The 13,790-nt window shown below is 38.8% G+C and carries 11 protein-coding genes and 1 CRISPR repeat array; of the genes, 6 read left to right on the forward strand and 5 right to left on the reverse strand.

Translation table 11 applies throughout. The features are described 5' to 3' along the window. Positions 1-201 precede the first annotated feature (201 nt). The 4 genes from G4P69_RS16970 to G4P69_RS16985 all read left to right on the forward strand — a co-directional run bounded on the left by G4P69_RS16970 (position 202) and on the right by G4P69_RS16985 (position 4,484). On the forward strand, positions 202-687 hold the full coding sequence (locus G4P69_RS16970) for an E2/UBC family protein (protein ID WP_208340392.1): 486 nt from the start codon (positions 202-204) through the stop codon (positions 685-687). 14 nt (positions 688-701) lie between these two features. Further along, positions 702-2,144 carry a HesA/MoeB/ThiF family protein gene (locus G4P69_RS16975; RefSeq protein ID WP_208340391.1) on the forward strand — a complete coding sequence of 481 codons (1,443 nt, stop codon included), beginning with the start codon at positions 702-704 and terminating at the stop codon, positions 2,142-2,144. A gap of 247 nt (positions 2,145-2,391) precedes the next feature. Continuing rightward, positions 2,392-3,423, forward strand: coding sequence for a M48 family metallopeptidase (locus tag G4P69_RS16980; RefSeq protein ID WP_208340390.1), 1,032 nt, complete (start codon positions 2,392-2,394; stop codon positions 3,421-3,423). A 71-nt stretch (positions 3,424-3,494) separates the two neighbouring features. Then, positions 3,495-4,484: a CRISPR-associated protein Csx3 gene (locus tag G4P69_RS16985; RefSeq protein ID WP_208340389.1), complete on the forward strand. Its 990-nt coding sequence runs from the start codon at positions 3,495-3,497 to the stop codon at positions 4,482-4,484. 358 nt (positions 4,485-4,842) lie between these two features. On the opposite strand, the gene G4P69_RS16990 is transcribed toward G4P69_RS16985, so the two are convergent. The 5 genes from G4P69_RS16990 to G4P69_RS17010 form a co-directional block, all read right to left on the reverse strand. Continuing rightward, the gene (locus G4P69_RS16990; protein WP_208340388.1) at positions 4,843-5,475 is read right to left on the reverse strand and encodes a hypothetical protein; all 633 of its coding nucleotides are present in this window, start codon (positions 5,473-5,475) and stop codon (positions 4,843-4,845) included. 154 nt (positions 5,476-5,629) lie between these two features. Then, complete coding sequence (locus G4P69_RS16995; RefSeq protein WP_208340387.1) at positions 5,630-5,830, reverse strand: hypothetical protein; 201 nt, start codon at positions 5,828-5,830, stop codon at positions 5,630-5,632. Between the two features lie 238 nt (positions 5,831-6,068). Further along, positions 6,069-6,961: a CRISPR direct-repeat array (repeat unit 36 nt; unit sequence GTTTCCAACTAATCCGATTTAACCCAATCGGTAGGG). 218 nt (positions 6,962-7,179) lie between these two features. Then, entirely contained in the window at positions 7,180-7,455 is a 276-nt protein-coding gene (gene cas2 / locus G4P69_RS17000; RefSeq protein WP_208340386.1) for a CRISPR-associated endonuclease Cas2, read from the reverse strand. A gap of 583 nt (positions 7,456-8,038) precedes the next feature. Beyond that, positions 8,039-10,168: a CRISPR-associated endonuclease Cas1 gene (cas1, locus tag G4P69_RS17005; protein ID WP_208340385.1), complete on the reverse strand. Its 2,130-nt coding sequence runs from the start codon at positions 10,166-10,168 to the stop codon at positions 8,039-8,041. 438 nt (positions 10,169-10,606) lie between these two features. Beyond that, a complete protein-coding gene (locus G4P69_RS17010; protein WP_208340384.1) occupies positions 10,607-12,088 on the reverse strand; it encodes a TIGR03985 family CRISPR-associated protein in 1,482 nt (493 codons plus the stop codon). Positions 12,089-12,175: 87 nt separating this feature from the next. Here G4P69_RS17010 and G4P69_RS17015 point away from each other — a divergent pair, with 87 nt between their 5' ends. Both G4P69_RS17015 and eno read left to right on the forward strand, forming a co-directional pair. After that, positions 12,176-12,364: a hypothetical protein gene (locus tag G4P69_RS17015; RefSeq protein ID WP_208340383.1), complete on the forward strand. Its 189-nt coding sequence runs from the start codon at positions 12,176-12,178 to the stop codon at positions 12,362-12,364. A 74-nt stretch (positions 12,365-12,438) separates the two neighbouring features. Further along, positions 12,439-13,707, forward strand: coding sequence for a phosphopyruvate hydratase (gene eno / locus G4P69_RS17020; protein WP_208340382.1), 1,269 nt, complete (start codon positions 12,439-12,441; stop codon positions 13,705-13,707). Positions 13,708-13,790: the final 83 nt, after the last annotated feature.

A 13,790-nucleotide genomic window follows, 5' to 3' on the forward strand; every position in this document is an offset into this window, starting at 1 on the left:
GAGTCAGAATACAGGAGGCAGAATACACCAACCATAAAGGGATGGCGTTTTAGCACTCCTGAATCAACCCCTCCGCAGAGTAACGAGTAGACAAGGTAGTTCATTCTGACTCCTGACTCCTGACTCCTGAATTCTTCTTCGATTTTTGTTTATCCAATAATCTAGGTTCAGTTTCTGAGTGTTGAATGAAGAGGGTGAAGTATGGCAGTTACAATTAGCCAAGAAAAATCGGGATTTAAACCCAGCGCGCGAATTATACAAGAACTCAAATTGTTAGAAAAAGTAGCCAAAAATGTAATTGTTGGTAGCAAAACAGTAAGTCAGACAAAATACACGGCTATTCTGATTAAGGGGATGCCATTATCTTCTAGAAAGTTTAAAGTTTCCAACACAGATGTTTTGTTTTTATTACCACCAAATTATCCTCAGCTTCCTCCTATTGGCTGCTATCTAAATTATCCATGGAGTACTGTAGGAGAAGGAGACCATCACTTCACTAGACAAAGCTACTATGGAGCACCATTTTTGAGTGAAGAAGGATGGTATTGGTACTGTGTTGGATTAGGTGGAGGATTTAACCATGAAGTGTGGTTAAATTCTTGGAGACCTAGCCATAATCCAGAAAAAGGTCATAATCTTTCTACTTTGTTTGTGACAGCACGCCACGCAATTAATAGTGACGAATAGGAAATTTAAAAATCATGAATAAACCTTCTACAATTTCTGTGCATGTGGCACCAAAAATGTGGTCTGAGTTTCGAGAATCTATGGTTCAGTCTCGGATGTTTAATGAGGAAGTTATTGGTTTTTTATTTTGTCAGCGTCATCAAGTTTCTAAAAGGAAATTCCGATATATTCCTAAAACTTGGGTCGTTCCTGCTTCTGATTGCTATGAACATCAATCAGCTAGTGGGTTAGTTTTAAAACAGCATTTTCATTCTTATCTGTTAGAAAATCATCTTCAACCTGGTATGGATGTAGTTCACATCCACACCCATACAAGTCCAAATTTTCCAGACTTTTCGTATGTTGACGACCGTTATGAATCTGAATATGCAAGATTTATTGCGTCTCATTTTCCTAAAAAACCTCGTTTGATTTCCGGGGTGTTTGACGAAAATCTAAAATATGGTCAATTTCGGATTTGGGATAGGAAAGGGCAGAAATTTGAAAATGTTCAATTCTACAATTCGTTATTTATGGTCTCTAACCCTGAAGAGAACATGAAAAATACAAATTTTATGTTTGCTCGCCAAAAAATATTTGGTGAAGCCAATCAAAACGTTTTGAATCAGCTAAAAGTTGGACTTATTGGGTGTGGTGGAATTGGTTCAATTTTTGCAGAATTATTAGGACGTTTGGGTGTGAAAAATTGGGTATTAATTGATCCAGATCAATTGGAGACAGTTAATCTCAATCGAATGCCTGGTGCTACACAAGAAATGGTAGACCAACAATGGTATAAAGTACATTATGTCAAGCATCTAATCAAAAAAATTTACCATCAGGGTTCTTGTGTCAAAACAATATCAACTACAGTTGAAAGCGAATCAGCCAAGCAAGAAATCGCAAGCTGTGATTTAGTAGTGGTAGCGACTGACAATCATCTTTCTCGTAAAACTGCTCAAGAATTAGCCTTGCAGTATATGCGTCCTTTGGTGTGTTTAGGAACTCATATAGATCTGAAATCAGATCATACACCGCGCATGTATTGCAGAATTACCGTTCCTCCTTTGGGAGGTGGTTGGTGTTTGATGTGCGGTAATATTATCAACCTGCAACGTGCAGCCTTAGAGTCTGCACCTTTAGAGATTAACAAGATGGCTGCAAGTGCTGGTTATTTAGAAGGAGTGAATGACCCAGCCGTATTTTGGTTAAATAGTATTTGTGCAAGTACAGGTGTTGGTGTCATTCATGGGATGATCAGCGGTTTTTTAAATGTTGATTCTGGGATTGATTGGATTTATGAGTTTCCCGTTAGTGATTGGCGTAAGACGAATATAGAGTATTTGCACAATGACGATTGTTACTTTTGCGGGCTTAATAATTCCGAGGAAGTCGAAACCTCCGAAAATTCAGATTTTATAAAGAAGAATTCAGGAGTCAGGAGTCAGGAGTCAGAATACATCCGCTACCTAGAATAAATAGCAACTACTACTCTTTTAAGTTAAACGTAGGTTGGGTTGAGGAACGTAGACGCCCCTAGCGGCTTCCCGCAGGGTAACCCAACATTTTTAGGATTTTGTTGGGTTTCGCTGTCGCTCTACCCAACCTACAATTATCCTTAACCGAACCGTATTGCATTCGCCCCTACATATCGTACCTGTATCATGCTTTTCTTGAAAGTGATAACTGATAACTGTTCACTATTAAAATATCCAGGGAGATGTTATGAAATTTAGAAATGCTAAAGGCAATCTGGCTGTTATTTTTCTCATGACTTTATTTTGCTTAAGTGTTTTTAGTTATGGAGTATACGCAAGCTATTACGGATTGCTATTATTTCAGCAAGGAGCTTTTAATTTTATTATCGGTCTGTTCTTTTTGGTTTGTATTGGTATCCCTAGTATTTACTGGGTGCTCACAACCATGTACAGATATTTTGCTGCTGTACCTTCTTATGTTAATCAAAGAAAAATACGAGTTATTAACCCTCTTTTAGTACACGAGAAAGGATTATATTCTGAAACTGAAAAATGGTTATGTACGAGGGTTAAAGAGTTAGCTCAAGCAGAAGGATTACCCAAAACTCCAGTAGTAGGAATTGAATTATGTGATGACAATCCTAATGCTTATGCAGTGGGTGCAACTCGTTCTTATGCGATGGTTGTTGCTACTACTGGTTTAATCAAACAATTAAGTCACAGAGAAGTTGCTGCGGTGATGGCGCATGAATTAGGACATATTGCGAATCTAGATACGATGGCAAAAACTCTTCTTTCCGCTGCTTTGGATGGTGTGATGCTAATACTTTTTACGCCAATGTTGCTGATTGTTTGGTATTTTGGGAGATTTGTGGCTTTATTAATGCTGGCTGCAGGTGTAATTTATGGTCTGATGGGTAATTGGCAGCACGCAACAGGCTTTTTTGTGGGTGTATTGGTTTGGATTCTTTTAATGATGTTGCCGATGATAACAAAGTTCTTGGTTACATTATTGACTTTTTGGCACAGTCGTTGGCGCGAATATCACGCTGATGCGGTTGCAGCTAGGTTAACGAGCGTTGATGATATGGTATCAGCCTTGGTAAGGCTTGACCGTTTACCTTTCGAACCACCGAAAAAAAATAAAGAACAAATGGCTACTTTATGGATTCGAGTGGCGATGACTCAAGAAACAGGTGTGTTTCACTGGTTAAAGCATACACACCCACCTATTCACAAAAGAATTGAAGCTTTAAGACGTGGATTTTATTTGAGATGATTGCTTGTGGAAATGGCATTTCTCTCAATTGTAATAGTAAACCCTGTTCAAAAATATACTAAAACTAAAGTATGTACAGCTATCATATTGAGTTAAACGGTGAAGTGTTGCACGTTGGATTTAATCGTAATCTTCCGTCTCAGGGCGATCGCATAGTCCGAGATGCGCTAGAAGTCGTAAGCCAAAAAATTGATTCTGGGGAAATTACAGGAGGTAAACGTATTTTAATTGACGGACCACAATCTGTTCCTGTTGCTTACGTGCTTTCTCACAAACTTGCGCATTTATACCAAGTCGTCGCAATTTTAGATCCCAAACTTGGTAGTAAAGTAAGTACACCAAATGGTGCTATTAGACACAAAACTTATATCGTCACCTCTGTACATGGTTCCGCAGAATATCAAGTCGGTGATTTGATCGAAACAACTGAATCTCAGAAAGAGCGATCGCTGATCAAAGTTGTTTTGTGCGGTCCTGCAAAGTCAGGAAAATCCTGTTTGCGAGATGGTTTAAAAAGAGCTATTTTAGGCAGATTAGGTGCACCTTATCCTTATGTCATCACCGCTTGTCCAGATGGGGAAGGCTCTTGGCATCAAGAAGCTTATGAAAACAATCAGTCAGCAGCGAAGGATTATAAGTATAATAATAAAGCAGATTTTACACCTGAGTTTGCACAACAAGCTGCTAAATGGGTACAGGGTGCAAACCAGTTAATCAATATTATTGATGTTGGTGGTAAAACTTCTCCAGAAAATAAAATAATAATGAAAGAAGCAACCCACGCTGTCATTTTGTCAGGAGATGTAAACAAATTTCCTGAATGGGAAGTTTTCTGCCAAGAATTAAATCTTAAAATCGTTGCCAAGATTCACAGCCAATTACATGGCGTTCAAGATGAGGTTATGCAAGCTGATAATTGGCAAGAACAAACGAACGAATTGTTAGAAACCGCCCCATTACTAACAGGTAGCGTACATCGATTAGAACGTGGAGAAAATGTATCAGATCGTCCAATGGTCAAAGCATTGGCTGATGTGTTGAAACATTTAACAAAGTGTTAAGTGTTTCAAATCATCTGATTTAACTCTAATTAAAGAGGGTTGAGAAACATAGCGTTACTCAACCTTTGTTTATGCTTTTTAATTGAGTAAGTACTCATTCATTTTGAGTGAAAAAAATTTCACCACCACGCATGAAAGAGGAATATTCCCTACTCAGAGTTGCCCGAAAGATCCGCCCCATCTGACATCTTGCACCCCGGCTGAATCAGCCCGATATCCTGCCCTACACTTAAGTGTAGGGCTAATAGCTTAAGTCCATTGAAATGGACTGAAATCCTTGCTCAGTCCTCTTGAGAGGACTTTAGCTATCAACAAGCGATTTAAATCGCTGGCTGGCTGACAGCCCAGGTGCAAGATATCAGCCATGCCCTCTTGACGTTTCTCCCTGCAAAATCCCAATAATCGTCCGGGTTACAAACTCTAAATCCTGCGGCACTGGATGCAGAGGCAAATACTGTACCACATGATGTGCAGCGCGATCATACAGACCAAATCGCCAAATTTCCCCGGTTGAAACTGCACCGTACAAAATAGGACTCTCACTTTCTACCCAGCGATCCAGCGCAATTAATTCAACGGCAAGCTGAGTAAAGCCTTTGGTCAAGTCCGATTGTTTTGCTTCAATAATCAGAAGATTACTCGGGCTGGGAATATAGTAGTCTAGGGAGCCTTTTAACCAATTGCTCACACTAACCGTATACTCAATATTGATTGAATAGTCTAACAGATCGCAAATCCGATCAAGCAACGGAAAAATCAATGCCTCCCGACGAGCCTGTTCAGTGGTTGTATTCACCCGTTTGAGTCTGCGCCGCATACTGAGTGCAAGTTCAGGCAGCCAATCTAATTCAGACTGCGTGTAAGGGAGATCTTCGCGATCGCTGCGCTCGATCGTACAGCCCAAATCTGCCAAAATATCTTCCGGTGAGTAAGGCAATTCAAAATACTTGCTAAAGGTGTAGGACTCGTTTGGATCTAAAACCTTGGGCATGGTGTCGATCTCCTCACTGAAACAGTATACCCATTCTATCGAAGCTCCTAACTTTTCACAGTAATTAAAGCAGGAAGCCCATGAAGACAAGGTTATTCTAGATTTAGAACAACCTTGTCTGTTATGCGCGACATGGGAGGAAGGCGACGCGACTTTAGTCGCCGTCAACACTCTTTTCGACTAATAATATTAGTTGACGCCCCCATCTCTCCATTAATTCACTAGCGCTAATACCTTGTTGTTTTGCGGTTTCGGTAATCCCTTTCCATGCAGTATCAGTTAATCTGGTGGCACGAGGTTTTTTGATTTCGTCATAAAGAACTGGTATATTTCGTGTTCTTTTTACTCCTTTCATATGGTTCTTGCGTACTTAGCGTGCTAAATATGTTGAAAAATAAGCTTGAAATCCTTGCTGGGATAAGATGACAGCCATTATTTACTGCCTTTTAGGTCTGATGATTAAAATTTTGGCTATAAGCGCCTGTAAGCCTTGATTTTAAAACAAAGTTATCGACTGTAATTAAAAATTTAGCACGTTAAGTACGCAAGAACCGGGGGAAATAATTTTTTCTCTAACATGTCGCAGTTCGCTGGTTTCCAACTAATCCGATTTAACCCAATCGGTAGGGCTAAATTACCTGAATTCAATCGTATGGGTGTGCTCGTTTCCAACTAATCCGATTTAACCCAATCGGTAGGGCATGCATGTGAAGGAGAACGCAAATGCTCTTATTACTGTTTCCAACTAATCCGATTTAACCCAATCGGTAGGGCAACTGAACCATTAGCTCGTGCTAATGTCAGTAAAGGTTGTTTCCAACTAATCCGATTTAACCCAATCGGTAGGGTGGTGGTTCTAACTGGCCTCATCCTGATCTTTACAGGTTTCCAACTAATCCGATTTAACCCAATCGGTAGGGGGCACTTCAAGAATGACCCAACGCAGATTTCTAGCGTTTCCAACTAATCCGATTTAACCCAATCGGTAGGGTTCTATCCGGGATAACTGGCGGGACTTACCTCCTTTAGTTTCCAACTAATCCGATTTAACCCAATCGGTAGGGATAAAAAAGCACGAACAGAAGAAAAAATCAGGTTTCCAACTAATCCGATTTAACCCAATCGGTAGGGTTGGTTTTTTGCATAACAGTGCAATTGCAGACCAGAGTTTCCAACTAATCCGATTTAACCCAATCGGTAGGGCGCTTTCAAAAAGTGTTGTCCACGCGATTTTATGTTTCCAACTAATCCGATTTAACCCAATCGGTAGGGTCAATGGGTGAAAAATCCCAGCGGTGCGGTTGTTGTTTCCAACTAATCCGATTTAACCCAATCGGTAGGGGTAAGACGACTGTCTTTCTCTAATCCAGAAAGATTATGGTTTCCAACTAATCCGATTTAACCCAATCGGTAGGGACCCGACTATTATTCCCATGGAACTTTCAGGGAAGTTTCCAACTAATCCGATTTAACCCAATCGGTAGGGAGTTCGTCCAGGAGCCCTTACACAGCAAGGGTTTCAGACGACAAATCGACACCATCCTGAAAAACATTATAAACGTTGTGGAAAATCGAGCAACAGACAAGCCTCAAAACCTTACCCTGTAAGCAATCGACACACTCCAACGGAAAATATAGGGTTTCAGCGATTTGGCGGAGTGTGTCGATGACCATGTTACAAAATCTCCTTAATATCTCTAAAATCTAGATCACGTAATACTTTGGCGGTGTCGTTGGTTCTTCACTACCAATAGTTAAGACCCTAGAAACAGCTTCTTGTGAAACCCAGTAAAAGCGGACATTATCCTCAGATGGTTTCACCAATTTCTTCGATTTTTCAAAAAGTTGCCGCATTTCCTCCAAGCTTAAAAAACATTCAAACACAGAAAACTGCACCCTTCGGCCGTAACCCTCTAGAAAATTGGATAACTTCGTACGTCTCTTATCATCAGGAATATCATACACAACGACCACTAACATGTTTATTAGTAAGAATTAATACTTCATAAAAGTATAGATTTTTTTACTTTTTAATACAAATTAAGTAATTATACAAAATCTGATTCATTGAAAAATGAAGTTTTCAAAGGGTTTCAGATAGAAACAAAGTCTCTTCTCCTAAGATGCACATTTTAGAATGCCTGTATAGCAAGGGTTTTAGAACTCCCGAAAAATGTGCTTCTTTCATATGTTGCTAGCACCATTTTGGCGCTAGTTGGAGGCTGACATCTTGCACCATTCTCAATCAGCCCGATATCCCGCCCAGAACTGAAGTTCTGGGCTAATAGCGCGCATTCCATTGAAATGGACTGAGGTTCTTGAGCAGTCCTCTTGAGAGGACTTTAGCTATCAGACAGCGATTTAAATCGCTGGCTGGCTGACAACCTAGGTGCAAGATATCAGTCTTCCCCCTTAAGGTGATTTCCGAGAAAGAAAATACCTGGGGAGTGCGAGTTTCGGCTTCGCTCAACTCAAGGTTTCGACTTCGCTCAACTCACGATCTCTCAGTTGGTTGAGCGAAGTCGAAACCAACGGCGACGGTATATTTATTCCTGTAAATCACCTAAGCTGCTCTTAAAAAAGATTCATAGGGAGTCCCTGATAATAAATAGCGTTTATACCGCCTTACCTGTAATTGAATTACATGTCTATATGTAGCTGCAGAAATTAAATCTGGGTGAGAAACTTCTTCATTCATCCGGCTTTCAAATTGTTTAAGAAACACTTTCCGTGCAGACTGGCTTAAATATACACCTCCCGTACTCGCAACTAGATCAAAATCATTTGGTTTAAATTCATTATTATTAATCACCTTCAAAACCAAACTATCAACAATAGGAGAGCGAAACTCTTCCATCAAATCAAAAGCTAAATATGGCTTGCACTTTTCACCATAATGAAAATTACCTATATACGGTGAAATACCTTCAGCAATAATAAAACTCAACACGTTGTTGAACAAAAGCGTATAACCAAAACTCAACAACGAATTCACTTCATCAATAGGGGGTTGACGAAATCGCTGGGAAAAACTGAAAGCCGAATTGGTAATTAACTTACCAAAAGCCGGAAAATATCTCGCAGCAGCAATACCTTCATAACCGCGCAATGTATCTAAATTGTCTACATATTCCACAGCGTTAATATCTTGATTAATACCATAAATAGCCTTTTCCAAATCTTCTATTTTGCGTCTACGATTAAATCGCATTAACAACTGCTTAGAATTCATTAACTTACCTAAAACAATCGCTTTAGATACGTTATATTGAAAATAATCATCATTGCGTCTCTCTATTTGTATTAGATGTGTTTCAAAATTAATAGATTCTTCACTCCACAGATGACCGTGGTATTGTCCAGATTGGCTCAGAAATAATACAGGAATTTGCTCTTCCAAACAGGCATTAATTACAGGAGTCGATAATTGAATATTACCAAACACTATAATTTGTTGTACTTCTCGAATCGGTACTTCTAGTTTAGGCTTTTCTGAAACATGAATAATAAAACGTTGATAATCCTTATAGATTGAAGTTCCTTGTTCAATAAGGTAAATAGCTGCCATTTCTTGACTCCAAATATTTTTTTGAAAAAGGCTGTTTTCATTATCTTGTTGCTCATTAGTAGATGATTCTATCTCTACCTCTGCTAGATAGGGTTGATGTAAATAAGCAATATTACTAGAAACTACCCCCCCAACCTCATTCTGATTCTCTTGTAATAAAGACTGACTTTCTAATTCTCTTTGCTCATAACCTTGAGGTTCTTCCTGTTTTTTTTTAGTTTGTTTTTTTACTTGCTTTTCCTCTATCCCCGACTTTAACTTAACTGTGTTTGCATCAACCGGAAAAATCGCATTTTCTATAAAACCATGACCTAAAAACCGAAAACCACGGTTAAAATTAGTAATTTGAGTTTTTTCCGTATTTATCGTCAAACCCATTGAATCCAACAAATTGACAATTTCTAATTGAGCTAATAAAATTCTTTCTTGACTGTGGGATAAAACCACAAAATCGTCCGCATAACGCACAAGTTTTAAATCTGTTGCGCTAACTAACTCATCAAATTCATGTAGATAAATATTCGCAAGTAAGGGAGAAACTACCGCACCTTGAGGGATCCCTTTTTGTGGCAATATCAATCCTTCTAATGTTAACATTCCGACAGATATCCAAGATTTAATTAAACATAAAATTCCCGAATTATCTATATGTAATCTTACTTCTTTTAATAACCTGAAATGGTCAATATTATCGAAAAATTTTGCAATATCCGCATCAAAGACCCATACATAACCCATATCTCGCCAATCAGCAATTTTCTCCACAGCATTGATATAAGATAAATTAGGGCGATAGGCAAAACTAACAGGCAAAAATTTTTCTTCAAATACTGGATTTAGTACATTTAATAACGCCTGCTGGACAATTCTATCTCGAACTGTTGGTATTTTTAACTCCCTTTGCTTACCATTTTTTTTGGGAATAACCACCTGTTTATATGGCTGAGGTTCATAAGTGCTATTAGCAACAGCACGAAGTAATTGATAAATATTCACAGTTTGATTAGAAGCAAAGCTATCAATTGTTTCTCCATCTATCCCCGCACCACCCCTGTTTCCAGCAACCTTTTCCCAAGCACGTTGAAAGTTATTTATATCCAGGAATTGGCTAATAATATCTGTCATAAAATCTCCCACAGTAAAATGAAAATTTGTAACCTTTTTGAACAACGTAATCAGAAAGAGTTTTCTAGAAAATTCCTATTTGATATTTCAAATTTAAAACCTTGTCTATGAGTCGATAAGACAGACAATAGGTAGGTTGGGTTGAGGGACGAAACCCAACATTTTTAGATTTTTGTTGGGTTTCACTTCGTACCCCTACGGGGAAGCAAGCTACAACCCAACCCAATACTGCTCGGTTAAGCCGAAAATTTAAATTTAATCTAGGTTGGGTTGAGGAACGAAACCCAACATTTATAAGGATTTGTTGGGTAACGCTTATGCGCTCTACCCAACCTACGATTTTCCAAAACCCCGTGCAGTATTGCAGCCCAACCTACTACTGTATGGTTTTATGAGTCGTTTATTCTGACTCCTGACTCCTGACTTCTGACTCCTTTTTTATCTATAAAGCTGATAAGTAGCTTCCATATCTTCTTTCATACGCTGTCGTAAACTCCAAGGTAAAATTACTTCAACATTTTGTCCCCAAGCTCTGAGACGCATAACGATATTATTATCGTCTTGGCGATAATAAATTTTGCGGTAAACACTGTTTTTATTGGAATTCAATTTTGAAAATAAATATTGTTGTTCTGGGAATGAAGAAGTGTTATTTTTTATTAAAAATTCAACTTGCTTTTGAGAAATTTTTGTAAACATTTCATCTCGTTCAGTTCCTTGGATATTATTAGCGTAAAAATACTGATTAAATCTTAAAACAAGTAATTCCGGTGGCTTGTGGATATCAAATCCCCAAGCTGATAACATTTCATCTTTAATATCTTGAGGACTCGGGGGATATTTACCCCAACATTTAGTTATAAAGCTTTTAGGAATATTGCTATTGCTTAAATCTGTTGGCAATTCATCTAATTTAAGAATGCGATCAAGTCGATAATCGTACCAGTTAATTTCATTCCAACTATGTTCACTATCTCTTTGTGGTGTTTGACCGTAAGCAAATAAATAAAAGCCACGTTGGTAGTAGTAAATACAAACGGGATAAACAATACAAGTAACTGTATCTTGATATAGTTTTGCACTCTTGTATGTTAATTTTATGAATGAAGTTTTATCTTTTGACCAAATTTGTTTCAATTGCTTTTGTAATAATTTTACATGAATGTATAGTTGTGGATGTACTATATATTCTGTATGTATAAAGAACCTTTGAATCCCATTAATTGGCTTAGATAAGGAGTTATTGAGTGCAGATAATTCTTCATGTGTAAATTGCTTACTCGTAGCTCCTAGATTTTCAACACAATCCCAGAAAATTTGTGGTATTTTTTTTACTTTTACATACTTATCTTGATTATCTACTTTTTTTATATTTAACCAGCCAAGATTAACTAATGTCCGAAAATCATAGTCTTTTAAATTACGACAAGTTACAGCAAATAACCTTCCATCAGGTATGGTTTTAGAAAAGCCGTGATATTTTTGACTATTCTGATTATCAGATGAGTCTTGATCTGTGTTGTTAATGCTTCCAGTCAATAGTAAATTTTCTAACTCATCAGATTCAATAGAATAATACTTATGAAATGACTGACACCATTTATTTTTTTCAATGCTTAGATTTGATGTAAATAACCACTCACTTAATTTTCTCGCACATCGGCATTCTTCATGGTGTAAAGTAGGAACATTATCGCGTGCATGATGCTTTGTCGCATCCTGAAAGAATAAATCTCTCCATTGCAGAAAACTAAATTCTTCTTCTAACTCCAATGTTGCTTCATTATTATCACCTCCGTATATAGAATGTAAAATTACCCACAGCCTTATCGCTTTTACTAAGTTTTGTTTCAGAGAACCAGGTACAAGTAGCTTTAAAACTTCTACACTAGGAGGATATTTAAAAATGTCTCTCGTCATGGTGTGTTTTGCTGCTTATCGTTGGATGCTTCTAGATTAACAGCAGATGGAAGAGGCATCTTCCCATTAAAAAATCAACTTCGATTTATGAATATTCAATCCTTGAACATGCCAATTGCTGCGATCTGCGCTCCGCGCAGCAGCGAAGCTATACCAGAACAAGCTTTATCTGAGGAAACTCCCCTGATCATCCCACAGAAAACCTCTGAGTCCAAAATCTTCGTTAATCTTAGCCGAGATAGTCACTTAAACCCCTATGCTAACGATTGGGTTTAACTATAGCTGCTTATTGTCAATCATTAAAAAGCGGTTAGCAGCTAATATATCATGACTACGAGAGGATAACACAGATGATTGATACTGCGATAGAAGCTATTGTTGCACGCGAAATTCTTGACTCACGCGGTAGACCAACAATTGAAGCAGAAGTACATTTGGTAAATGGTGCTGTAGGATTGGCGCAGGTTCCAAGTGGTGCTTCTACTGGAACTTTTGAAGCGCACGAACTACGGGATCAGGATAAGTCCCGTTATGGAGGGAAAGGCGTACTTAAGGCTGTGCAAAATGTCAAGGACGAAATTGCACCAAAATTATTACAAGCGGATGCTCTCAACCAGGAACTACTAGACCGCACAATGATTGCTTTGGATGGTACTCCTAATAAATCTCGTCTTGGAGCTAATGCAATTTTAGCAGTGTCCCTAGCAGCGGCTAAGGCTGGTGCTGAGTCTTTGGCAATTCCCTTGTACCGGTACTTAGGTGGTCCATTGGCGAATTTGCTACCAGTACCGTTAATGAATGTTATTAATGGCGGTGCTCATGCTGCTAACAATGTGGATTTCCAAGAGTTTATGATTGTTCCTGTGGGAGCATCTTCTTTTAGAGAAGCATTGCGCTGGGGTGCTGAAGTGTTTGCAACTCTTAGCCAGGTGTTACATGACAAGGGTTTACTAACTGGTGTGGGTGATGAAGGTGGTTTTGCTCCCAATTTAGAGTCAAATCAAGTGGCTTTGGAATTGCTTGTTGCTGCTATTGAAAAGGCTGGCTACAAGCCAGGTGAACAAGTGGCTTTGGCTTTGGACGTTGCGGCTAGTGAATTTTACAAAAATGGGCAATATGTCTATGATGGTACACCGCACTCTCCTGGTGAGTTTATTGATTACCTGGGGCAACTGGTTGACCAATACCCGATTGTATCAATTGAAGACGGTTTGCACGAGGAAGACTGGCAGAATTGGGAGTTACTTACCCAGAAGTTGGGTTCCCGTGTGCAATTGGTAGGAGATGATCTGTTTGTGACCAATGCTTCTCGATTACAAAAAGGGATTGAGAACAAAGCCGCTAATGCGATTTTGATCAAACTTAATCAAATTGGTTCCCTAACCGAAACTTTGGAAACAATTGATTTGGCGACTCGCAATAGTTTTCGATCAGTTATTAGCCATCGTTCCGGTGAAACGGAAGATACGACTATTGCTGATCTGGCTGTAGCGACTCGTGCTGGGCAAATTAAAACAGGTTCGCTCTGTCGTAGTGAGCGTGTAGCAAAATATAACCGCCTACTCCGAATTGAGGATGAGTTAGGCGATCGCGCTATTTACGCCGGGATTAGATCTTAAAAAGGAGTCAGGAGTCAGGAGTCAGAATTCAGGAGTCAGAAGTCAGGAGCCAGGAGTCAGGAGTCAGAATTCATTATCTCCCC

It is taken from the genome of Aetokthonos hydrillicola CCALA 1050 (assembly GCF_017591665.1).
Taxonomy (GTDB): Bacteria; Cyanobacteriota; Cyanobacteriia; order Cyanobacteriales; family Nostocaceae; genus Aetokthonos; species Aetokthonos hydrillicola.

What these genes read in the sequence shown, in the direction of transcription:
- G4P69_RS16970 (WP_208340392.1), top strand. Translation starts at nt 202, where the DNA reads ATGGCAGTTACAATTAGCCAAGAAAAATCGGGATTTAAACCCAGCGCG.
- G4P69_RS16975 (WP_208340391.1), top strand. Translation starts at nt 702, where the DNA reads ATGAATAAACCTTCTACAATTTCTGTGCATGTGGCACCAAAAATGTGG.
- G4P69_RS16980 (WP_208340390.1), top strand. Translation starts at nt 2,392, where the DNA reads ATGAAATTTAGAAATGCTAAAGGCAATCTGGCTGTTATTTTTCTCATG.
- G4P69_RS16985 (WP_208340389.1), top strand. Translation starts at nt 3,495, where the DNA reads ATGTACAGCTATCATATTGAGTTAAACGGTGAAGTGTTGCACGTTGGA.
- G4P69_RS16990 (WP_208340388.1), bottom strand. Translation starts at nt 5,475, where the DNA reads ATGCCCAAGGTTTTAGATCCAAACGAGTCCTACACCTTTAGCAAGTAT.
- G4P69_RS16995 (WP_208340387.1), bottom strand. Translation starts at nt 5,830, where the DNA reads ATGAAAGGAGTAAAAAGAACACGAAATATACCAGTTCTTTATGACGAA.
- cas2 (WP_208340386.1), bottom strand. Translation starts at nt 7,455, where the DNA reads ATGTTAGTGGTCGTTGTGTATGATATTCCTGATGATAAGAGACGTACG.
- cas1 (WP_208340385.1), bottom strand. Translation starts at nt 10,168, where the DNA reads ATGACAGATATTATTAGCCAATTCCTGGATATAAATAACTTTCAACGT.
- G4P69_RS17010 (WP_208340384.1), bottom strand. Translation starts at nt 12,088, where the DNA reads ATGACGAGAGACATTTTTAAATATCCTCCTAGTGTAGAAGTTTTAAAG.
- G4P69_RS17015 (WP_208340383.1), top strand. Translation starts at nt 12,176, where the DNA reads ATGAATATTCAATCCTTGAACATGCCAATTGCTGCGATCTGCGCTCCG.
- eno (WP_208340382.1), top strand. Translation starts at nt 12,439, where the DNA reads ATGATTGATACTGCGATAGAAGCTATTGTTGCACGCGAAATTCTTGAC.